We start from the raw sequence: 23,341 nt of genomic DNA, 5'->3' as shown, positions 1-23,341 counted from the left end.
TTCCGGAGATACCCAAAGGCATACCGTCAGAGAATGAACCTTGTCCGATTGGGTAGATCAAGAATACTGCGGTTGCAGCAGCTACAGGTGCGCTGAATGCTAGGCAAATCCAAGGACGCATACCTAAACGGTAAGAAAGTTCCCATTCACGACCTAGGTAGCAGAATACGCCGATCAAGAAGTGGAATACTACCAATTGGTAAGGACCACCGTTGTATAACCATTCGTCTAAGCTAGCTGCTTCCCAAATTGGGTAGAAGTGCAAACCGATCGCGTTAGAGGAAGGAACAACTGCACCGGAGATGATGTTGTTTCCGTAAATCAAAGAACCTGCTACGGGTTCACGGATACCATCGATGTCTACTGGGGGTGCTGCGATGAACGCAATGATGAAGCAGGTGGTTGCAGCTAGCAAGGTGGGGATCATCAATACACCGAACCAACCGATGTATAGACGATTTTCTGTGCTGGTGATCCAGGTGCAGAAGCGTTCCCAAACGTTGGCGCTTTGGCGCTGTTGTAAGGTTGTGGTCATGAGTTTATGATTGCGGTTAAAAGATGTATGTATCAGTCGGTGTTTAGTCGGCTGTATTCATATACTAAGACACTTTACAAATTGTTACAAGGATTTTCAGTTGAGTAATTCTTACCTAAGCAATTAGCTTTACTTATCAGTGGGGGTTTCATAAAGAATAGACACTCATGTGATGGCTGCTTTCTTCATAGCATGAAGGGTGCTTAATGTTTGTTGGGTTTTGGCGATGGCGCGGGAGCGCCCGCATGAAGTGCGATCGCAACACATCTTTAAACTGAGCCAACAAATCATCGCTTGTTGAGGAAGAGGAAAAAAATTGGCGTTGCTGAATATTAATATGAAATTCCTAATTATTGCTAGAGACGTTCCGCCGGAACGTCTCTACAAAGGCGGGTTTTAATGTTAGAATAATGCGTCAAAATTTATTTCTTCATATTTAAAATCAGCAACGCCAAAAAATTCGTGCGATCGCTCTGTACCGTCCAATACAAGAAAAAGCTGTCAATGGTTGTTTTGATAATATAAGCTGCACTATGAAGCTGATAGTTGATGTCAGTTGTGATCGCTGCCTCATGTGTGTTTACGGCAGTGCAATCGTTTACGACGGGTGAAGAGTGCGATGGCGTACCCGCCCGCCGGAGACGATCGCATCAATCCGTCTCTAGATTAATGACATTCGGTTTGTACTATCGCCTTGAAGCTTTTATACTATGATTTTGGGTTTAATGGGCAATTGAAGCATTCTCATTTACACTCTCCGACTTGTAAAATCTACTTATTATATGCAAGCAATCATGGAACTGATGTTGAAAGCGGTATTATGGCGTGCAGGATTGATGAGTGTTTGCTGTTTGATGGTAGCCTGTACGCAACTCTTTGATACTCAACAAACTTTGGGAGCAAGACAAGCAACGAGTACTCCATTAGTAGCAGCAACCGAAGCAAGTGTAATCGTTGCTTCCACACCTAGTTCCACTCCCAAAAAAACTACGACTGGCGCAAATAAAGTAGTTACCACTTCCTCTGGATTAAAATATACAGAACTAAAAGTTGGTACTGGTGCGACACCAAAAACAGGTCAAACCGTCACAGTTCACTACACAGGTACTTTAGAAAATGGTACTAAATTCGATAGTTCACGCGATCGCGGTGTCCCATTTGAATTTTCACTTGGTACTGGACAGGTGATTAAAGGCTGGGATGAAGGAATTGGCACCATGAAAGTGGGCGGTCGTCGCAAATTAATCATCCCCCCAAAGTTAGGTTATGGTGCGCGTGGTGCTGGTGGTGTAATTCCTCCCAACGCTACACTGATTTTTGATGTCGAATTGCTGGGTATCAAATAAATCACTAGATTTCTACGGGTTTTCCTAGAGGAGTAGTTTTTATCCTCTAGGAACTGGCAATCATCCGTACCGTTCCTGCTTGTTTGTTGATTATCTGAGTAATCCTCTAGGAACTGGGTAGAGTCAGCAGTTTTCTTACTTGTTTGCTGTTTATCTAGTTTCTGTTTATGCAGCTTAAATGGATAAAGTCGAGATCAGACAACCACTCGTTTTTGACCCGCAATTACTCTCAACACTGAGCCTTATGGGGTACAATGTGAGCCTCCTTGCGGCAATAGGTGAACTAGCAAAAAATTATGGATTGCGATCGCAAATTCCTAGATATTACCAACTCCTTCTTAATAAAGGAAGTTGCGCCCAAAGCTAACGAAATAGACAGCAACCCACAAGCGCTATATCAAGCACTCCAAGGTTTGGGAAAGTTAGGTTTACTAGCGCTACGGAGTAACAAACAACTCACTGAAGCGACTTTTGGGGACTTTCAAGAATTAATAGCCAGATATTCCGGGGCTTTAGCCTTTGTGCAAACCCAACATCAAAGCGCGGCAGCGATGCTGACTGCTAGTAGCAACTCAGCATTACAACAAGAATACCTGAAACCGATGGGCAACGGTCAACTTTTAATCGGAGTCGGTTTCTCTCAGTTGCGACGACAAGGTAAACCCCTAACCTTAGCCGTACCTGTAGCGGGAGGATATCAGTTAAATGGAGTTGTACCTTGGGTAACTGGCTGGAACTTATTTCAACATTTTATCATCGCTGCGACATTACCTGATGGGAGTGCAGTTTTTGGTATCGTCCCTTTTGTGCAGACATCTCAAAAATCGAGAGGTGAAATCACATTTACCACCCCAGCACAACTAGCAGCAATGACATCAAGCAATACTGTATCTGCCACTTTAACTCGTTGGTTGTTACCTCAAGAGCAGGTAGTTTTTATTAAACCACCCGGATGGATTCACGAAAACGATAAAAACAACATTTTGCGGGCAACTTTTTTAGCTACAGGATGCGCTTTTGCTGGTTTAGATATTATTGACGCAGCTAAAGAGAAGAAATCACTACCTTTTATTACTAATGCTTTTGAATCTTTATTACAAGAATTGACCCAGTGTCGCACTCTGATTAGAGAAGCCCAAAAAAAATCGATAGGAATAGCAGAATGCTTGCAAATGCGAGCTTGGGCAATTGATTTAGCAACGCGAATCGCTCATGCAGCCGTTACCGTTTCCAGCGGTGCCGCTAATTACATGCATCATCCGGCACAACGAATATATCGAGAAGCGCTGGTTTTTACGGTAACAGGTCAAACTACCGCAGTTATGGAAGCAACACTAGAGCAGTTAACGCGATCGCCAATTCAAGATAAAGAATTTCAACCGCAGATGGACGCGGATAAACGCGGATACTCTTTATTATATCCGCGTCCATCTGCGTTCATCTGCGGTTCAAAATCCTCCGTCATCCATCTAAGTCACATAATTGATACAGATATTCCCCAATGGCAAGGCGACCCTCCTGTAGAATTGGATACTGTAGCGGAATTAGAAAAAGATGGTTATTACCTGCGACGTTTCTCTTTGGGGGAACATAGCGCTACTCATATGAACGCTCCTAAAAGTTTTGACAGTTTTGGTGTGGGAATCGACAAATACCCTGCTGAGTCGTTGGTTGTATCGGCAGTGGTTATAGATATTCGCACCAAAACCACAGTTAATTTTGATTATACCCTGACTGTGGCTGATGTTCTCGCGTGGGAAGAAGAATATGGCGAGATTCCCGCAGGAGGTGTAGTAATACTGTATACAGGGTGGCAAGAGAAATGGCGTGATAAAGATGCATTTTTTAACCAGGATGCTGAAGGAAGTCTGCATTTTCCGGGGTTTGGCATTGATGCTACCCAGTTTTTGCTAGATGAGCGTCAAATTGCTGGGGTAGGAATTGATACCCACGGTGTAGATTCTGGGCAAGATACCACGTTTGCTATTAACCGTCTGGTGTTGGAGAAACCGCGCATTGTGCTGGAGAATTTGACCAATTTGGATCAACTGCCACCACTGGGAGCAAGGCTTGCGATCGCACCTCTATTATTACGGGGTGGTTCTGGTTCTCCGGTTGGGGTTTTGGCGTTAGTGCGGTGATTTATGGGCTGGGAATTTCAACGCACTCGTGACGCAAAGGTTCGCGGAGTTGAGGACAATCTGAAAAGTGATTTGCCCCAACTTCTCCCTCGAAGTCGGGGACTTCAGATTGCCAATTTTCACAAATGAAATAGGATTGCTATATAAGCCTGTAGCTCATTTTCTGCAATTTACAACAACCACCGACCATGACCAAAAAGTTTTACATACCCGTAGACAATTTTACCCAACTCAAATCAGATTCGGAACATCAATTCTTTGTTGCTGTTGCCCCTGTTGACACATTTCCCACAGACATCTCTTTGTCCCCCAATGTCAGAGAACCCAACAAGAGAACAACAACATTTAAAGAAATTGTCGATACTTTAATAGTTGCACCTGATAAATTTCTTTCTAGAAACAACGGCATCAAAATTGCCGCAGAACGCGTAACTCCTCATAAAGATAAAAAAGGCGCTCAAGGACTGTGGATTGAATGCTTAGAGCCATCAGAAGACTTTCGCGGTCACGGAATATATGACGGCGGTCATACTCTTGCTGCCTTTAGCAGTGCTAAAATCCTAGGGGCAGACTTAAAACCAGCCAGAGTCAAATTAGAAATTGTCTGCGGTGCTTCCCAACAAGACGTAGCCCTCAATGCCCTAGCAGCCAACACAGTTTCCAGCGTAGACCGTCGTTCTAAAATTAATGCCAAAGGTGGGTTTGAATTTATCCGCCATTACCTAGAAGAATTAGAAGTTAGAGAAGGTAAACATTACAAAGTTGCCTACTACCAAAATCAAACCGGAGTACCAAAAGACAATCGCTGCTCCGTATTGCATTTGTGTAAAATTCTTCTTTGTTTGGACAGAGTGAAGTACAACTTTGCTCGTCCCGGAATGTCCCAACATCCGTGGAGTCTTACCACTCCAAACCTAAATAATCCAGATGCGGTTGAACGAATGCACTCATTACTACCTTTATTCCCTCAAGGGTTCTGGATTGAAAAACAAGTGTATAACTTGCTAAGTGAATATCTCAACCATCCTTCAGTCAAAGGAAGTTGTAACTTAGCCTCGATCTCGATAAATAGCAACTCCTTATTATTGGATGGCACTGCCTATGGTTTTCGTGCCCCAGAAATATTAGCATTGCCCATCGTTTCTGCCTTTAGGGTATTTCTGGATGATAAATATGAGTGGATATTACCCTTTGACAGCTTTGGGACTCAAGTTACTCAAAAGCTGTGGATATTTGTGCGGAACGAGTTAAAAAAAGAAAAAGGCAGGGGAAATAACGGGATTACTACTGTTTATCGTCAACCCGGATTTTGGGGAGATTTGTGCATGATAGCGCTGACCGAACGCGATGAAATTTTGGCAACTTATCGAGAGACACCACTTGCACAAAAACTTGCAGTTTACTAAGTATAAAACTTACGCCCATCTCTCTGGCTCCTCTGTGTTCTCTGCGGTAGACTTATCTTTGAGAGGCACGCGGCTACGGCAACGTTTTCCGTTATTTTGGTGTTGGGTATAAAATTGAGATGCTCGCGTTTGATACAGCCTCTTTTTTACAGGAGCGATCGCGGTGACTGTTGAAATTGACCAATTAATAGCCGATTGGAAGAATAAAGTCAATATTGCAAGTCAAAATCTCCTTGAACTTCAAGAATTACCAACTTATCAGCGAATGAGCGGTAGTTTTGGTTTCCCTCCAGTCAAGTTCACGGGAATCACGGCAACACGGGTAACACCAGCACTAGAAGCGATGAACGATTTGTTTCAACACTTCGACTTGTTGGTGCAAACTGTTGATAAAGCAATCAAGCTGCGACAGCAGTTACCGCGTTTTTTGTCAACACAAAAAATTGCCGAAATTGCACAATTGCTCACAGGTGCTTCAATTGAGTTACCTGTGGTGCAAACACCGCTATCACAAAGAGAACTTTTGACTGGTGCTAACACAACTAAAATCACTCCCGCACAGCTACTTGAAGGGATGCAAAATGCTTTTTCTGTAGCTAGGGGGGCAGTTTTAGCTGTTGATGAGGTTTGGACACAAATGGAAGTGATGCTTGGGGATGCAGAAGCGCAAATTTTCTCTTTGCAAAATTTAGCTATATCGCTGAATCAAGATTGCCAAAGTGAATTAATTCAAGCTGCGAGTGCGTTAGCTTCTTTACGTAGAAGTATAGAACAAGACCCTCTAGGAACGAGTGCGGTGTTTCAAGAGCAAGTCCAGCCGATGTTGGCTCAGGTAAAAGCGACTTTAGACCAAGTTATCAAACAAAAAAATCAAATTCGCGATAAATTGGCGATAGCCAGCAATTTGTTACAGCAGTTAAAAGAAATTCACACTAAAGCGATCGCAGCTTTTGCGGAATGTCAGGATAAAGTCTTGGATCACTCTATATTGCTTCCTCCTTTAGCGGAGGAGCAAATTCAAGCGCTTAGACAATGGCTTATGAAGTTAGAAACTAAATTGGCTGGAGGTTTAGTGAATCCAATTATCGTTGGTTTAGACAATTGGACTATTAAGGCTAGAGAATATATAGCATCAGAACAACAAGCATATGCAGTTAATAACGCTCCCCTACAAACTCGTCGAGAGTTACGCGGAAGGCTCGACGCACTCCAGGCAAAAGCGCTGGCACGGGGATTAATCGAAGATTCTATTTTAACAGAACTGGCTAAACATGCAAAGCAACTTCTTTACAGTCGTCCAACTCCTTTAAATAAAGCCGCTGAATTAGTTTCTCAATATGAAAAACGTTTAAATGGCAAGCCATGAGAGAAATATAACCACAAAAGGGAATATTTATCTAATCACACATATTGTAGAGACGTTCCAGTGGAACGTCTCTACGAGTAAAGACGTTCCACTGGAACGTCTCTACGAGTAAAGACGTTCCGTCGGAACGTCTCTACGATAATTGTTGATAACTCGATATAGGAGAGTCGTAATGGACGGCGATCGCTGCACAAAAAATGGCTGCACTGGTACTATTGAAGATGATTATTGTAACGTCTGCGGACTAGCGGCAGTAAAATCTGTTCCCAGTAGCCAAAGACTAAGCGCAACTATTACAGGGAGAACTTCGTCTGTCACCACGGGGACGGGTTCTTCCCCACTAACCAATCGTTCTAAAGGTTCGCGACGTACTAGTACAACCTCAGCTAGAAGTACCCGCAAGCACTTGGGTGCTGGGTTGATATCCGTACCCGAACTGCCTTCCACCGAACCAGAAAAAGCCATCATCCCGAATCCGATGGTGCCCGAAAATAAACGCTTTTGCGCGAATTGTAATAACTCGCTACGACGAGAAAAGGGATTTTGCAGCAAGTGCGGACAGAAGTATTCTTTTATTCCCTCGCTTTCTCCCGGTGATTTAGTTATTGGGCAATATGAAGTTAAAGGAGCGATCGCTTACGGTGGTTTAGGTTGGATTTATTTAGGCTTCGATAAAATTCTCTCTCGCTACGTAGTCCTGAAAGGATTGCTCAACACCGAAGATGCATCAAGTGCAGCGGTTGCCGTCGCTGAAAGACAATTTTTAGCAGTAGTGAAACACCCGAATATTGTCGGCATTTACAACTTCGTGAACCACGGTAGTGAAGGTTTCATTATTATGGAATATGTCGGCGGCAAAACCTTGAGAGAAATTCGCAAAAGTCGCGGACCGTTACCAGTTGCAGAAGCGATCGCTTACATTCACCGCATCCTCAGTGCATTTGCTTATTTACATTCCTTAGGTTTAGTTTACTGCGACTTCAAGCCAGATAACATCATGATTGAAGGCGGGGATGTCAAGTTAATTGACTTAGGTGGTGTCCGCAGAATTGATGACCCTAATGGTGATATTTATGGCACAGTCGGCTACAGCGCTCCGGAAGCTGGGGAGGGACCGACGGCTGTATCAGATTTATTTACCGTTGGTAGAAGCTTGGCAGTGCTGCTAACTGATATTAAAGGTTTTAACAAGCAACACTTATATACCCTACCCAGTGCTGAAGAAGAGCCAATATTTGCCGAACAAGAATCACTTTATCGCTTTTTAATTAAAGCCACCGCTGAAAACGCCGACGATCGCTTTCAATCGGCAGATGAAATGGCAGATCAACTGCTGGGTGTGTTGCGGGAAGTAGTAGCAATTAGCACGAATATTCCGCGTCCATCTGCGAGTAACGTCTTTAGTGGAGATATGCTAGCGCTGGGTAACGGTAATGACTTGGAACCGATAAAAGTCGATTATCAGCAATTGCCCGTGCCGATGTTAGATTCAGAGGATTCTGGGTTTAATGCAGTTGTAAATGCGAGTGCGATCGCCGATCCGGTGAAACGAGTAGACAGTTTAAAAATGGCAGTTAAACTATCTCCCAATTCCAGCGAAGCATTGCTGCGATTGGCAAATAGCCTGATTGATATCTTTGAGTACGACGAAGCACAAAAGATTATAGCACAAGTTGAAGCGAAAGATGCTTGGGACTGGCGAATTTTTTGGTATCGTGGGCGATCGCTAATGCGGCAAGGCAAATCTAAAGAAGCACAAGCAGCATTCGACCAAGTTTATTTTGACCTACCGGGGGAACTTGCGCCGAAATTGGCGTTAGCGCTAGCGGCAGAACAAGCGGAAAATTATCAACTAGCAATCAAGATGTATAACTTGGTATCCCGTACCGATTTGGGTTATGTATCAGCGGCATTTGGGTTAGCTCGATGTAAGAGTGCTGTTGGCGATCGTAACGGTGCGGTAGCGGCTTTAGAAAGAGTGCCGCAAAGTTCAAATTTGTTTACGCGATCGCGTGTGGAAATTGCCCGAACCTTAATTAATCGCGAGCAATCTACCCCAGGAACTCAAGAATTACAAGCTGCTTCCACGGCAATTGAAGCGCTGACTTTAGAAGGAATGGATCGCCATAAATTAACCAAACAACTGTTAGAAACGGCACTAAATCTGCTTACATCGAAGAGAGTCAAAGCTGCTGACGACATGAAGATTTTAGGACAGCCATTCCAAGAAATACATTTAAGAAAAGGATTGGAAAAAGCCTTGCGTGACATGGCACATCTGGTAAATAAAGAAGAAAAGATTCGCTTAGTTGATGAAGCAAATCGCGTGCGACCAAGGACACTGATTTGAGATGAATAATTAACCGCAGATAAACGCAGATAAACGCAGATGAAATCTACTAATGATGATGTTATGATGCAATGTCCGAAATGTGGTATTTCTGTTTTAGAAAGCGATCAATTTTGCGAAGAATGCGGTACATCCTTAACAGCAATTGGTTGTGAAAAATGCGGTGCGAAATCAGAAGCGATTGATAACGAAGGATTTTGTTCGGTTTGTGGATTTCGCAAAGAAGTTCAAGAGCGACTTGAGATAACCATTGACTCGCATTTAGCTGGAGTAAGCGATCGCGGACTCAGACACCACCGCAACGAAGATTACCTTGCCCTGCAAAGCGTCAATAATAACACCCATATCCTGATAGTTTGTGATGGAGTTTCCAGTTCTAGCAATCCTCATATAGCCGCTCAAACTGCCACCGAAAGCGCTTCTACAGCATTAATTACCGCCATCAAACAACAAGAAAATCCCCAATCAGCCATCAAAACAGCCGTGGCTGCTGCGCTCTCATCCCTATGTAATATTGCTTATAATAAAAGTATCAATTCAGAGCCGCCATCAACCACCATTGTCGCTGCCGTAGTTCAACAGAACACCGCTACCATCGGTTGGCTCGGTGATAGCCGCGCTTATTGGATTTCTGGGAATAATTCCCAACAACTGACAAAAGACCATTCCTGGGTGAGTGAAGTAGTAGCAGCCGGTGAAATGACACAAGCCGAGGCAAGAAAATCTCCCCAAGCGAACGCCATTACCCGGTGGTTAGGCGCAGATGCCATTGACGACGCCATCCCCACCATCATCAATTTTACCATTCCCAGTTCCGGATATTTACTGCTGTGTAGCGATGGACTGTGGAACTACGCAGAACAACCACAAAAACTCGCCAACCTGATACAGCAGACATCAAATACAGATGCGATCGCCATCTCCCAATCACTAGTCGAATTCGCCCGTCACAGCGGCGGACACGACAACATCACCGTCGCCCTCCTCTCCCTATAAACCCTTTCTTTCCTTCCTTGGCGTCCTTGGCGCCCTTGGCGGTTCGTTAAATCCATCCTCATAACCAAACACCATGCCCAACCAATTCAAAGCCGAAGTCTTCCAAAACCAATTTTTACCCCAAGACACCAGAGAAGTTCACGCCATCATGACAGTCACCGTCCAAGCCAGTGACGGCATAGCTGCAACCCCCAACAACGGCAGATTATTCGGTATAATTTGCGACACATCCGGTTCAATGGGAGGTGCAAAAATTCACGCAGCCAAAGATGCAATAGTCAAAGTCGTAAATCTCCTGCCAGAAGATGCCTACTTCTTCATCGTCACAGGTGCTAGTAAAGCCAGCGTGATTTGCCCAGTGTCAAAAGCTACCCCAGAAAAAAAAACCTGGGCGATCGCTGCCATCAAAGAAATTTATGCTAGCGGTGGCACACTCATGTCAACCTGGCTGAGTGAAGCTTTAGAACAATTCAAAAAAATGCCAAACGCCGTTCGTCAAGCATTATTACTTACAGACGGACAAAACGACGATTCAGACGAATCTAAACTCAATAAAATTCTCCAAGCTTGTGAAGGAGTCTTTCAATGTGATTGTCGAGGCGTCGGTACTGATTGGAGAGTTGCCCAACTCCAGAAAATCGCTAACAAATTGCTCGGTACAACAGACATCATCCCCAACACCGAAATGATTGAAGTTGACTTCCGAGCGATTTTAGAGAAAGCCATGAGCAAAGATGTCAGCGATGTCGCTATGCGCTTGTGGACTCCCCAAGGAGCAAAAATACTTTTCTGCAAACAAGTAAGTCCCGATATTGTTGACCTTACACACCGCGCCAAAATTGTCAAGACCCAAGTAGTAGATTATCCCACCGGCGCTTGGGGAAAACAAGAATCCCGTGATTACCACTTCTGTATCGAAGTTAATCCCGGTAACGTTGGTGATGAAATGTTAGCCGGTCGCGCAAGTTTAGTTTACACAAACAACGGTGTAGAAACCAAAATTGTTGAGGCACGCATTCTGGCAACTTGGACTGACGATGATGCTAAATCGACCAAAATTGACAGACGAGTTGCTCACTACACCGGACAAGCAGAACTTGCCCAATCGATTCAAGAAGGATTAGAAGCGCGTGCGAAAGGTAATATTGAAATTGCCACTGCCAAGTTAGGCAAAGCAGTAAAACTTGCCCATGAATCTGGTAACGAAGCAACAGCCAAACTCTTAAAAACTGTAGTTGATATAGAAGATGCACCCACAGGAACAGTGCGATTAAAAAAAGCTGTTGCCAAAGAAGACGAAATGGCGTTAGAAACTCGTTCTACCAAAACTACCCGCATTCCCAAACCGCAAAATTAGCCAATGTAGAGACGCGAAATTTCGCGTCTCTACAGGGGTTTTGGATAACGCATATTAAAAGAGCGGTCGATGTCAAATTTTCAAGCTAAAGGACAAATGACAAATGACAAATGACATCTCTACCTATAAGTGTCTCAAAGGTCACGAATCAACCGAGTGCGATTATTGTTCAGAGTGTGGAGTGAAGATTCTCGGTGCAGGTGAAGCGATGTCTGACGACAAGCCGCTGCGCGTCTACGCCCCAAAAATACCACAAAACATAACTCTCGAAACCTGCCCAGCTTGCAGTGTTCAGCGCGAACCCAACAGCGGCGATTTTTGTGAAATTTGCGGTTACAACTTCGTCACCCTAGCACATGGGGAAGTGCCCATTGTTGAGGGGACAGGGGGACAGGGGGACAGGGGGGGACTGCGTGATCAAGGGGGACAAGGGGGACAAAGAAAAATTTCTCCCTTGTCTTCCCCCTCCCCCTTGTCTTCCTCACCTCCAATCACCTGGGAACTTGCGATCGCAATCGATCCATCCCTACGCCATCCAGAAAGCCCAGAACCGCCGACAAATCAACAAGCGATACCTTCGGTAAGCTTCGCTAACGCATTTCGTCTAAACAAGGCAAATAACCTCATCGGTCGCAATAGCCAAGCCAGAGGAATTGAACCAGAAATTGCTTTGGATTTTGACAATGCTGTTTCTCATCGGCACGCTTTGTTAAACCTTCAGTCAGACGGTTCTTTAACTCTGCGCGATATTAACTCTTCTAACGGTACCAAGCTGAACGGGGTGGAATTGAAGCCAATGGTAGATACCCTATTGCAAGATGGAGACGAATTTACTTTAGGACACTGGACTCGAATCGTTGTCAAAGCCGTCCCTGAACCCTTATAAACATAAAAAATATGGCATTGCCGAATTGAGGAATGAAATTCAAAAAACTTATAATTACAACTCTTATTCTCTGCGTCTTTGCGTCTTTGCGTGAAACAAATTCATACTTGAAATCAGCAACGCCAAAAATATGAGTAAGATAATCACAGCTTCAAATAAAGCAATTAAGAAATTAAATACTCCACAACTGCTTCAAGGTGGCTTGTACTTAACTTGGGCTACAAGTTTACTAATATTAGTTTCTACCATTAGCGGCATCCAAGGACAACGGCACGCTATTAACACAATTGGTAAAGATGCCACACCAAGTATCACCACTGCCCAACGTCTCAAGGATGCAGCAGCGGGTATGGATGCTTACGTTGCTAATGAACTGCTACTACCATCTGGACAAAACCAAGATGCTGTTAAGGGTTACAATGAGCGATATGAGAAACTCACTCAAAGGCTAGTTGCTGCTGCTGAGAATATTACCTACGGGGATAAAGAGCGAAAACCGATTGAAACTTTGCAATTAGAATTAGGTAATTACATTGCCAAGATTCAGCAAGCGCGTGATTTTCACGAACGCCGCGATCCTAATAATATGCTGGTTGCTTATCGAAGTGCTGCGGAAATTATGGATCAAAAGCTATTACCAGCCGCTGACGCACTGGATAAGGTGAACGTAGACGCTTTAAATGTTACATACAATCAAGTAAAATTTGACTCTGGCAAATCGCTATTTTTTATAGTGATTTCTGGTATCGCACTCATCAGCGTATTAATAGGGTTACAAATATTTCTCAGTCAGCGGACTCGTCGCACCTTCAATCCTATGCTGTTGGCTGCGACTGCGATCGCTATTGCTTTTTTAAATTACACAACAGGTGCGTTTCTTTCGGCTTCCCAAAATCTCCGCATTGCTAAGGAAGATGCCTTCAATTCTATGTATGCATTGCGACAAGCACGCGCTTTAGGTTACATTGCCAATAGTACCGAAAGTCGCTATTTACTAGATTCAGCTTTTGCTTTGAATCACGAACAGGCTTTTTTCAACAATATAAACAAAATTGCTAAATTGCCTGATGGTGAGACTTTTGAGACCGTTGCCGCAGCAGTATCGATACCAAACTTCCCAAACTACAAAGCAGATGGGTTCACAGGCTTGTTAGCTGACCAAGTAAAAAATCTTACCTTTGCTGGTGAACGAGAAGCAACAGTAAAAAACCTCATAACTTTAGGTACTTATGTTGCTATTGATAAACAAATCCGCCAACTCGAACGCAGTGGGAAACATACTGAAGCGATCGCACTTTGTTTAGGTAATAACAAAGGACAATCTAATTGGGCATTTGATGAATTGAAAAAGGCTAATCAAAAAAGCTTTGATATTAACCAAGCAGCCTTTGACAAAGCAATTAAGCAAGGCTTTAAAGAAGTAGATGGCTTTGAGTATATCACCCCAGTAACGCTGAGTGCGATCGCTCTTTTAACTTTATTTGGATTGCTCCCACGCTTGAAAGAATACTCTACCTAATCCCAAATGTATAGTTCATCATCTCCCCGACTTCACAGAAGAAGTTGGGGAGCTTGTTTTTGTGTTGAATTTGTTTCTTCCGAGTCTCCAGTCCCCAGTTCAATTATTCACCCTATCTGGTGATGTCGCTCAAAACTTCTGAACGATATCTTAAAAGTACCAGGAGTGATTCAACTCCGGAGACTGCAACTATGAAAAAAATTATTTCCGCTAGTTTAGTAGTTTTGGCTGCTACTACTGGTTTTTTACTTAACAATCAGCCTGTTCAAGCTCATGGGCGTTACAATTATGGTAGATATCCATACTCCCGTGGGTATCCCTATAACCGTGGATATCCCTATTACCGTCGCTATCCTTACCCCATAGAGCCAGCAAGATACTGTTTTCCTACAACTCAATGGCAGGTTAACGAAGACCCCGGATATCACCCTCATGCTTACTCCGATGGCTACCGTCAAGGACAGAGCAGCGCTAAAAAAGGTCAAAATTACAAACCACGTACTGCTGGTGGTGAATTCGCTCGCGGTTTCGATGATGGTTATTACGGAAAGGAATTTGTCGGTCAGAAAAACATTGTTCAAAACGTTATTAAACCATACACTACAACAGAATGTAGTTTGTATTAAATTCGTAGTGAGGACTTCAGTCCTGATATGAGAGGACTGAAGTCCTCACTACGATGTTAAATTAAAATATCTGGAGTTTTGTTAACCTGTGCTTTCTTCTCAATTACCGACAATTAACACTCTCAAACAACCTACCAGTTCTGCTTGGATAGAACAAGCGATCGCTAACTTAGATATCATTCTTCTTGACCACTCCCACTGCGAATGCAAAGCAGCGGGTGTCGCTTTAAACATGATGTTTCGCTACCCTTCCAATACCAAAATGGTACGGGAATTAACTGCGATCGCTCGTGAAGAATTAGAACATTTTGAGCTAGTTAATCAATGGTTGGAACGTCGCAACATCCCCCTTGCCCCATTATCACCACCTCCCTACGGTGCGGGTTTAAAAGCACAAGTTCGACCTAAAGAACCAGAACGATTTTTAGATTCTTTATTAGTCACCGGTTTAATTGAAGCTCGCAGTCACGAACGTTTAGGATTATTAGCTACCCATTGTCTTGAACCCGAACTAGCTAAATTTTATCGCGGTTTGATGGCATCGGAAGCGCGACACTTCGGAACTTATTGGGTTTTAGCTGATACTTACTTTGACCGGAAAATTGTCATGCAACGGTTAGATGAATTAGCGATCGCCGAAAGTGAATTATTATCAACTTTACACCCAGAACCAAGAATTCATAGTTAACCGTAGTAAGCACTGACGACTGGAAGTCGCAGCTACACAAACGCTCGTCCGCCTACGCGGACTAACCTGAAAATAGGGTTTCAAATTTATTCTGACAAGAGTAATAAAAGAGCGCTAATTTTATGACAAACACCTATAAAGATTTTCTGATTCGTAACTGGGAAGAACGCGATCGCACTCCCGCATCTGAAGTCATTCGTTCTGTATTATCAGAATACGGTCTGGGCTGGGAACCAAACGGTGCAGATCGAGATGTATTACAAGTCGAAGAATGCTACTTAGCAACAGGTGGCGAATTTTGGGTAATTGAACACCTCACATCCACCAAGGATTCAAGTGAAATAACAAATCTTCAAGCCTCCGAAGGGAGGCTTCGTTCGTTTAGCCCCGACTTTAGTCGTCAGGCTAATATAATTGAACACCAAAATAAAATAGTAGGTACTGCCGCATACTACCCCATACATCGTGGCGAAAAAGCTGTAGAAATCAGGAAAATGTATCTTTTACCCACCGCGAGGGGTTTAGGACTAGGTAAATATTTGTTACAACAGCTAGAAGAAGCGATCGCCTTCCGTGGTTTCCAGCAAATTTGGATTGAAACCGCCAGCGTGTTAGCCGAAGCTGTAAAACTGTATGAAAGCAGTGGCTATCAGCCAGCAACAGGTGTAGAAACCGCAAGATGCGATCGCGTTTATGTTAAAAAGTTATAACTTTTAACTCCTAAATTAGATGTCGCGTCCTAAGCATCAGTACCTGCTAACACCATGCCAGGTAAAAAACTTGCCATATATTTCTCAACACCTTTTGGATCGCTTAGTAATTGTGCAGAAACCTGTGTAGCCTGTTCACCAGGATAAACATCCTCCACACCATCAATAACTGCCTGTAGAGCAGCCCTGGCGCAATCCCCAGGTGATACCTTGGGATTGGGCCATTCCTTCGCTAAATCAGTATCCACAGTTCCAGGCATCACGCCAACTACTAGGATACCCTGTGCGGAAAGTTCTGCCCGCACGCCTTGAGTCATCGATATGGCAGCTGCTTTAGAAGCGCTGTAAGAACCACTGAACGGCAAATTTACTTTTCCCAGCAGTGACAAAACATTGACCATCGCACCCCCACCATGTTCTTTGAGAATAGGTGCAAAAGCACGACACATAGACAACATCCCAAAGTAGTTGACCTCCATTTCGGCTCGTGCACTATCGATATCTGATGCAGCAATCAGTCCCTGATTGAGGGAGGTTCCCGCATTATTGATTACAAGAGTCACATCTTGACACTGAGTTGCTGCTGTTGCAACTGATTTCGGATTCGTCACATCCAATTCAATTGCGAAAATGCGAGCAGGATCGAGTGAAACAACAGGGTTAAGTTTGCCAACGCTACGAGCGCAGACATATATTTTTGCTACACCCAAATTCAATAATTGCTCTACAAAGTGAGAACCGATCCCACCATTTGCCCCTGTGACTAATGCAACTACACCGTTAATTTGCATTTCCTGTTCTCCTTAAGGTATTTTGCCAGATGATCAACACTAGTAATTTTGGTTTTGGTGTCTTCAACGAGCCGATAAATTATAATATGCAAGGGTTAAAAGTTACCAAATGGATACTAATATCAAAAACTATTCCTGCCCTGTAGAAGTAACGATTAAAGCGGTTGGTGGCAAGTGGAAATGCCTGATCCTTTGGTGGCTAAGACGAGATGCGAGACGTTTTGGTGAGTTAAAGTTATTAATTTCCAACATTACCCAGAAAGTCTTGACCCAACAATTGAGAGAATTAGAAAAAGAGGGTTTAATTTACAGAGAATCATTCCCAGAGTCACCACCCCGCGTAGAATATGCTCTCACCCCTCATGGTCAAACTTTCACTCCCATCACCGAATTAATGTGCGAATGGGGGAAAGTACATCGGGTAGGGTATCAATTTAGTTACTGTCGCCTAGAAAACACAAAAGTTTTAGTTGTATCTACTGATGCTACAGCTCTTTGCACCAGTCTTGAAGAACGCCTGGGTATAGCGATCGCTGTAACAAATCTTCAGGAAATACCCGATTTACTCAATCGAGTTCAACCCGATGCGATGCTAATCGATTTAACTTCCCTAAATGACAATGAAGCTCATTTCCTGACAACTCAAGTCAAACTTAAACAAGTTGAGCAAAAGATGGCAATGGTTGCGATCGTTCTTGGTAATAATTCTGGAGAACGTGGGCGAGCATTTAAAATGGGGTTTGCTGTTCATATTCCCAAACCCGTTGAAACTATAGAAATGGTGTCTACCTTGGCTAGTTTAATTGGGAAAGATATGTAGGTCTTTCCAAGTACCCAGTCAAGAGTCCCTAGTACCCTGTTTGCAGTTGAAGTTGCAATGGGCGATCGCTTTGCATAATAATTCCTGGGTAATCCCAATTTCCTAAGACTTGTTCTTTTGATGTATTCTGCCACAGCACCCAACGACTACCATTAGGAAGAAATGCGATCGCAGGGTTTGGAGTCAGCCAAATTAAAGGCGAGTTACTAGGAGCTTTTGTGATATTCTCTTCTCCAGCTAGAGTTGCGGCTAAAGTTTCTAAAACCATTTTTTCGCCTTTAACTAAATCTGTGGCTGCTGTCCACAGTTGCACTTGTATCTGCTGGCGTTGTGCATAAATATACAGTGAAGCGGCTGCAATTACTGCTTCTTCAAAGTGAGCTTCTTCCCAAGTTGCAGCACTATCTAGGGCAATAATTATATTTTGTCCGTTTGTAACTTTTTCTAATTCTCGTATCCGTAATTCTCCGTGGCGAGCGCTGCTTCGCCAGTGGATGAGACGAGTGGGATCGCCTGTGCGGTAGGGACGAAGCGATCGCGTTAACCCGGCTATGGCTGTTTGAAAAGGTTTACCACGCAAATCGGATGAATTGCGATCGTCTTGCCCAATTTCGTCTACTAGGGGGCAATTGGTCAAGGGTAACACAGTCGGGTAAACGATCGCTTTTGCGGCGCATTCATGCTGACGCCGACACCAAAACAATCCTAAAGGCGTACCTGTAGCTAATTCGACTGTCTGCCAGCGATAAACACCCCGGCGCACAGTTGGGTGATTGTATACCCAATTATAACTGCCTTGGCTTTGAATCGTTTCGATTGGCTGCTGTACTGGTTTACCCAAAACAATCGGCAAGATATCCTCAACTTGCAGCAACTGAACAGGCTGTTTTGTGTGATTGCGAATTTCTAATTCTACCGTCAGTTCATCGGCTGCTGAGACTGGATTGATGAAACGACGTTTGACAACTAAACCGACAAGCGATCGCTGTGGTAAAACGGCTGCAACAATTAGTAAGGCAAAACTTACCCCACTAATCACATACAACCAACCAGCCATCGTATTGATACCAGCCCCAAAAAAACAAATTGCAATTCCCGCTAAGACCCAACCGCTGTGTGTAGGGGCACAAGCGCGGGTTTCTAACCAGTTGATCAAGGGTTTAATGATTTTCATAGTTTCCTTTTTAACCCAACACCACCTAAAATTCACAGGATTCCAGGTTTGGCTTTCATACATGCCTAGGGGATCAAAAAGAGTAGCATCTCAAGTGCGCTCTCACGGATAAATTAGCGGTTTAAAGGTAAACTTATATGGGGGTGCTATATCGCACTTCACTTTTGAAAGTTATTTGACTAATGAAACAAGCAGAGGTTAAGCAGTTATTTATCCATCCTGTGAAGGGTTTAACACCCAAACCACAAGAGAGCGTCAGCTTGCAAGTTGGATATGGGATACCAGGCGATCGCTCTTTTGCCTTAATGTACAAGCAAGATAAAATAAACGTTGAATCTACTATTGTGCCGTGGATGAAGAAGGAAAACTTCATCATGCAAAACGATTGGCATTCCTTAGCGGCTTTAGATTGTCAGTATGAAGAAGCGAGTGGTATTCTTAGAGTCAAGGGTAAAGGTGTAGAATTATTGATTGGCGATACGAAAACAGAAATTGGACGCGATCGCATTTCGACATTTTTCACCGGCTATCTCGCAGGAATTTCCCCCAGCCTCGCTGCCAGAAATAGCAACCGCGCACCCTTACAATTTGTCGGGATGTTTAACGAAACTCGCTATCCCGATCGAGAAGCAGTCCATATTTCCCTTGTTAGTCAAGCAACTATAGATAATTTAAGTCAATTAGCCGGACAACAAATTGATGTCCGGCGTTTTCGTCCGAATATAGTTGTAGAAGGTGTACCCGCATGGGGAGAATTTGACTGGGTAGGGCAAGAAATGCAACTTGGTACAGCCAGAATTGAGATCACTGCCAGAATTAATCGCTGCTTAAATATAGAGGTGCATCCAGAAACCGGAGAACGAGATATTGGACTGCTGACTTTACTCCAAAAGCAATTTCACCACACCCAAACAGGAGTTTTAGCGAAAGTTATTAGTAATGGGAATGTAGCGATCGGCAGTAATTTGCTCCCAATCCTGTTACAAACATCGTAATTTTATTAACTCATTGATAAATAATTTATATAATTAAAAGATACCACAGTTTTTGCTGACTGTGGTAGCTAAAAATTTTAAGTTCACCGCGACGCCGTTTTACCTAAGTTTATGACCTGGGTTTATCCAGGTGGGAACCGAATTCCTCGTTTAAAGTTTCCGAGTCGTTGCTCGGTTTACTGCCACGAGAATAGTTGGCTCCCTTTTCTTTAAAGGCATAGATCAAAAAACTTGATGGCAGTCACCAACGTCCTAGTGCAACTTCACCCATTATAGCTGTCAAAAAGATATTGTGTGTTTAATTTGGAAAATAAGCGGTACGTTGAAAGCATCGATCAAGTTCACAGTTGAAAATGGCTTAATTGTTCGCTATGGACTGTTTGAAGATAGCTTTGCGGTAGCGCGATTCCTAAAGCGTAATCTAATTGAGGCTTTATGGCAACCAGTAATCACTTGCTTTTCGCATTGAAGCTGTTCTCGGCACTGGCATCTTGTTTGCCTTTTCGACCTTCGTGATGAATGCCCTTGGACGACTCCAGCCCAACGAAGGTATTGCCGTCATGCAATCGATTAATATCAAAGCGATCAATCCGTTGTTCATGGTGGCACTCTGCCTGATTGCCAAAACCTTAAAATTTGCCAATTAAATATGCCATAACCCATCTAGACTGTCAGGATCGGAAAGTGAAGAGTAAAAAGTAGACCTTTTCAAGAAAGGGACAAGGGGGATGAGGGGAATGAGGGAGACTTTTGAATAATACTCCCCTCCCCCCGTCTCCCGCTCCCCCCACTTTCCACTCCCCTTTTCCCGATTTCTTAAAGAGGTCTATTATAGGAGGTTAATCTTGGTTAAACTGAAAGTTGGCATCAATGGATTTGGACGCATCGGACGGTTGGTATTTCGTGCTGGTATGAATAATCCCAATATCGAGTTTGTGGGGATTAACGACTTAGTACCACCAGATAACTTGGCTTATTTATTAAAATACGACTCAACCCACGGAACTTATCAGGGCAAGATTGAGGCAAAAGACGATGGGATCGTGGTCGATGGACACTTTATTCCTTGCGTGTCGATGCGGAATCCGGCAGAATTGCCTTGGGGTAAATTCAGTGCAGATTATGTTGTGGAATCTACGGGGCTTTTCACTGATTTGTCAGGAGCATCAAACCATTTAAAAGCTGGTGCGAAGCGAGTTGTAATTTCTGCACCAACGAAAGAGCCAGATAAAGTTCGCACTTTGTTAGTTGGTGTCAATCATGACATATTTGACCCCGCAAAAGATGCGATCGTCTCTAATGCCAGCTGCACTACAAACTGTCTAGCTCCCATCGCCAAAGTAATTAATGACAATTTTGGCTTGACTGAAGGTTTGATGACCACCGTTCACGCGATGACAGCCACTCAGCCAACTGTAGACGGTCCGAGTAAGAAAGATTGGCGGGGTGGTCGCGGTGCGGCACAAAATATCATACCCTCTTCCACAGGAGCCGCGAAAGCCGTAGCTTTGGTTTTACCAGAGTTAAAGGGTAAATTAACTGGTATGGCGTTGCGAGTCCCCACCCCGGATGTATCTGTAGTTGATTTGACCTTCAAGACAGACAAAGCCACCAGCTACAAAGAAATTTGTGCGGCTATGAAGGCAGCTTCCGAAGGAGCAATGGCGGGTATTTTGGGTTACACAGAAGATGAAGTAGTTTCTACCGACTTTCAAGGCGATCGCCGCTCTAGTATATTTGATGCCGGCGCTGGTATGGAACTAAATTCCAACTTCTTCAAGGTTGTTGCCTGGTATGACAACGAGTGGGGCTACTCTAATCGTGTAGTTGACTTGATGTTATCGATGGCACAAAAAGAAGGTCTGTTAGAACGTGTTGCTGCCGGTTGATTAGTCATTAGTCAATGGTCAATAGTCATTAGTTAAAAACTCTTGACTTGACATAAACCGTCGTATTTCTGAGGGGTAGCGTAATCCGCACGGGCAGTAAATCAAGGTGTATTAGATAGTCATTAGTTAAAAACTCTTGACTTGACATAAACCGTCGTATTTCTGAGGGGTAGCGTAATCCGCACGGGCAGCAAATCAGGATGTATTAGAGTTATTTTTTGACGCGCTGTCTGAATATTTGCTTTCCTAAACTCCGAACCCCTAAACTTTATGCGTCGAACCAAGATTATTTGTACTGTTGGACCTGCGACATCTGCACCCGAACGGCTGGAAGCGTTGGTAGATGCGGGAATGAATGTAGCGCGGTTGAATTTCTCCCACGGAGCGCATGAATTCCACGCGCAAACGCTTCATTATCTAAGGAAGATTAGCACAGATAGGCAAAAACCGATCGCTATCATGCAAGATTTGTGCGGTCCGAAGATTCGCTTGGGAGTTTTGCCACCAGAAGGACTAACTGTAGAGGCTGGACAGGAAGTCACTTTTGTGATGCAAGAGAAAGGTAGCAGTATTGATGAATTGCCTTTACCGCTACCGACTTTATTTGCAATGGTGCGACCTGGTGAACCGATTTTAATTAATGATGGTCGGGTGAAGTTGATTGTCAGCGATCGCAATGCCGATGAAATTCGAGCGCTGGTGAAAATTGGTGGAGTTATTTCCACCAGCAAAGGTGTAAACTTGCCAGAAACTCCTTTACCCATCAGTTCGATTACCGAAAAAGACTTGCTCGATTTGCGCTTTGGCATTCAGTTGGGTGTAGACTGGGTAGCAGTTTCCTTTGTGCGATCGCCACAAGATTTAGAACCCGCCCAACGAATGATTGAAGCCGCAGGTGCTAATATTCGCCTGATCGCCAAAATCGAAAGACGAGAAGCAGTAGAAGATTTAGATCGCATTATAGAGATTGCCGACGCCATTATGATTGCCCGTGGCGATTTGGGGGTAGAAATACCAATTTATGAAGTCCCCCTAATTCAAAAAGATATTACACGTCGCTGCAACCAAGCCGGCAAGCCTGTAATTACTGCCACGCAAATGTTAGAGTCGATGATTAGCGCTCCCGATCCCACCCGTGCCGAAGCAACCGATGTTGCTAACTCTATCCTGGATGGTACGGATGCTGTGATGCTTTCTGGGGAAACTGCTGTGGGAGAATATGCGATCGCCGCAGTTGAAATGATGCACAATATCGCCGTGCGGACAGAACAATCTCTACAAGAAGGTGCTAGAAATTCTTGGACTCACAAGGGCGGTAGTCTCAGTGTAACTGAATCTGTCGCCGAAGCCGTTTGTCGCGTCGCTTACGAAACAGGTGCCAGAGCAATTCTCTGCAACACTTCTTCCGGAAGCACAGCACAATTAGTCTCCAAATACCGTCCGACAACGCCAATTATTGCCCTCACACCAGAAGAAACCACTTACCGTCAGCTTGCACTTTCTTGGGGTGTAGTTCCTTGCTTGATTCCCCCAGTCCACAACGCCGAAGAGATGTTTACGAATGTGGTAAAAAGTGTTGTAGACATGGGTTTGGCAAACAACGGTGATAAAGTCGTGATTACCTCCGGTGTCCCTGTTGGTAAATCAGGCACAACCAGTTTAATTAAAGTGCATACAATTGGACAGCCAATTTCTGCATGACCCCGTAGCATGGGGGGTTGGGGAGAGTGGGGGATGGGGAGAGTG

Annotated in this window: 20 protein-coding genes and 1 other RNA gene; 17 read left to right on the top strand and 4 right to left on the bottom strand. The window is 43.9% G+C overall.

Annotated elements, in window-relative coordinates; translation table 11 throughout:
* A partial coding sequence (locus tag OGM63_RS11895) for a photosynthetic reaction center family protein (protein ID WP_511041085.1) occupies window positions 1-535 on the bottom strand: 535 nt, incomplete at its 3' end.
* Window positions 536-1,317: 782 nt separating this feature from the next.
* Here OGM63_RS11895 and OGM63_RS11890 point away from each other — a divergent pair.
* From OGM63_RS11890 to OGM63_RS11835, 12 genes are all read left to right on the top strand, one after another.
* Window positions 1,318-1,881, top strand: a complete 564-nt coding sequence (locus OGM63_RS11890; RefSeq protein WP_318528450.1) for an FKBP-type peptidyl-prolyl cis-trans isomerase — start codon at window positions 1,318-1,320, stop codon at window positions 1,879-1,881.
* Between the two features lie 296 nt (window positions 1,882-2,177).
* Window positions 2,178-4,022, top strand: a complete 1,845-nt coding sequence (locus OGM63_RS11885) for a cyclase family protein (protein ID WP_263745767.1) — start codon at window positions 2,178-2,180, stop codon at window positions 4,020-4,022.
* 188 nt (window positions 4,023-4,210) lie between these two features.
* The gene (locus OGM63_RS11880; protein ID WP_263745766.1) at window positions 4,211-5,428 is read left to right on the top strand and encodes an AIPR family protein; all 1,218 of its coding nucleotides are present in this window, start codon (window positions 4,211-4,213) and stop codon (window positions 5,426-5,428) included.
* A gap of 163 nt (window positions 5,429-5,591) precedes the next feature.
* Window positions 5,592-6,794, top strand: a complete 1,203-nt coding sequence (locus OGM63_RS11875; protein WP_263745765.1) for a coiled-coil domain-containing protein — start codon at window positions 5,592-5,594, stop codon at window positions 6,792-6,794.
* Between the two features lie 172 nt (window positions 6,795-6,966).
* A complete protein-coding gene (locus tag OGM63_RS11870) occupies window positions 6,967-9,144 on the top strand; it encodes a serine/threonine-protein kinase (protein WP_263745763.1) in 2,178 nt (725 codons plus the stop codon).
* 39 nt (window positions 9,145-9,183) lie between these two features.
* Complete coding sequence (locus tag OGM63_RS11865) at window positions 9,184-10,140, top strand: PP2C family protein-serine/threonine phosphatase (protein ID WP_263745762.1); 957 nt, start codon at window positions 9,184-9,186, stop codon at window positions 10,138-10,140.
* Window positions 10,141-10,213: 73 nt separating this feature from the next.
* Complete coding sequence (locus OGM63_RS11860) at window positions 10,214-11,497, top strand: vWA domain-containing protein (RefSeq protein ID WP_263745761.1); 1,284 nt, start codon at window positions 10,214-10,216, stop codon at window positions 11,495-11,497.
* A 103-nt stretch (window positions 11,498-11,600) separates the two neighbouring features.
* A complete protein-coding gene (locus OGM63_RS11855) occupies window positions 11,601-12,383 on the top strand; it encodes an FHA domain-containing protein (protein ID WP_263745760.1) in 783 nt (260 codons plus the stop codon).
* Between the two features lie 130 nt (window positions 12,384-12,513).
* A complete protein-coding gene (locus OGM63_RS11850) occupies window positions 12,514-13,902 on the top strand; it encodes a GlnX family signal transduction membrane protein (RefSeq protein WP_263745759.1) in 1,389 nt (462 codons plus the stop codon).
* 191 nt (window positions 13,903-14,093) lie between these two features.
* On the top strand, window positions 14,094-14,528 hold the full coding sequence (locus OGM63_RS11845) for a hypothetical protein (protein ID WP_263745758.1): 435 nt from the start codon (window positions 14,094-14,096) through the stop codon (window positions 14,526-14,528).
* Between the two features lie 88 nt (window positions 14,529-14,616).
* On the top strand, window positions 14,617-15,216 hold the full coding sequence (locus tag OGM63_RS11840) for a MiaE family protein (RefSeq protein WP_263745757.1): 600 nt from the start codon (window positions 14,617-14,619) through the stop codon (window positions 15,214-15,216).
* A gap of 122 nt (window positions 15,217-15,338) precedes the next feature.
* Window positions 15,339-15,926, top strand: a complete 588-nt coding sequence (locus tag OGM63_RS11835) for a GNAT family N-acetyltransferase (protein ID WP_263745755.1) — start codon at window positions 15,339-15,341, stop codon at window positions 15,924-15,926.
* 29 nt (window positions 15,927-15,955) lie between these two features.
* On the opposite strand, the gene OGM63_RS11830 is transcribed toward OGM63_RS11835, so the two are convergent.
* On the bottom strand, window positions 15,956-16,717 hold the full coding sequence (locus tag OGM63_RS11830; protein ID WP_263745754.1) for an SDR family oxidoreductase: 762 nt from the start codon (window positions 16,715-16,717) through the stop codon (window positions 15,956-15,958).
* 109 nt (window positions 16,718-16,826) lie between these two features.
* Here OGM63_RS11830 and OGM63_RS11825 point away from each other — a divergent pair, with 109 nt between their 5' ends.
* Complete coding sequence (locus OGM63_RS11825) at window positions 16,827-17,537, top strand: winged helix-turn-helix transcriptional regulator (RefSeq protein ID WP_263745753.1); 711 nt, start codon at window positions 16,827-16,829, stop codon at window positions 17,535-17,537.
* A 28-nt stretch (window positions 17,538-17,565) separates the two neighbouring features.
* Here OGM63_RS11825 and OGM63_RS11820 read toward each other — a convergent pair whose 3' ends face one another.
* The gene (locus OGM63_RS11820) at window positions 17,566-18,711 is read right to left on the bottom strand and encodes a DUF58 domain-containing protein (protein ID WP_263745751.1); all 1,146 of its coding nucleotides are present in this window, start codon (window positions 18,709-18,711) and stop codon (window positions 17,566-17,568) included.
* Window positions 18,712-18,893: 182 nt separating this feature from the next.
* On the opposite strand from OGM63_RS11820, the gene OGM63_RS11815 reads away from it, so the two are divergent.
* On the top strand, window positions 18,894-19,706 hold the full coding sequence (locus tag OGM63_RS11815) for an MOSC domain-containing protein (RefSeq protein ID WP_263745750.1): 813 nt from the start codon (window positions 18,894-18,896) through the stop codon (window positions 19,704-19,706).
* A gap of 79 nt (window positions 19,707-19,785) precedes the next feature.
* Here OGM63_RS11815 and ssrS read toward each other — a convergent pair.
* Window positions 19,786-19,968, bottom strand: a non-coding RNA gene (ssrS, locus tag OGM63_RS11810) — 6S RNA.
* A 229-nt stretch (window positions 19,969-20,197) separates the two neighbouring features.
* On the opposite strand from ssrS, the gene OGM63_RS11805 reads away from it, so the two are divergent.
* The 3 genes from OGM63_RS11805 (at window position 20,198) to pyk (ending at window position 23,296) form a co-directional block, all read left to right on the top strand.
* Window positions 20,198-20,353 carry an anthrone oxygenase family protein gene (locus tag OGM63_RS11805; protein ID WP_263745748.1) on the top strand — a complete coding sequence of 52 codons (156 nt, stop codon included), beginning with the start codon at window positions 20,198-20,200 and terminating at the stop codon, window positions 20,351-20,353.
* 198 nt (window positions 20,354-20,551) lie between these two features.
* The gene (gap, locus tag OGM63_RS11800; RefSeq protein WP_263745747.1) at window positions 20,552-21,595 is read left to right on the top strand and encodes a type I glyceraldehyde-3-phosphate dehydrogenase; all 1,044 of its coding nucleotides are present in this window, start codon (window positions 20,552-20,554) and stop codon (window positions 21,593-21,595) included.
* A gap of 270 nt (window positions 21,596-21,865) precedes the next feature.
* Complete coding sequence (gene pyk, locus OGM63_RS11795; protein WP_263745745.1) at window positions 21,866-23,296, top strand: pyruvate kinase; 1,431 nt, start codon at window positions 21,866-21,868, stop codon at window positions 23,294-23,296.
* Window positions 23,297-23,341 lie beyond the last annotated feature (45 nt).

Source organism: Plectonema radiosum NIES-515, assembly GCF_025753815.1.
In the GTDB taxonomy this organism is placed as follows: Bacteria; Cyanobacteriota; Cyanobacteriia; order Cyanobacteriales; family Nostocaceae; genus Hassallia; species Hassallia radiosum_A.
The sequence above is the reverse complement of the archived record's forward strand: the minus strand, read 5'-3'. Positions and strand labels throughout refer to the sequence as shown.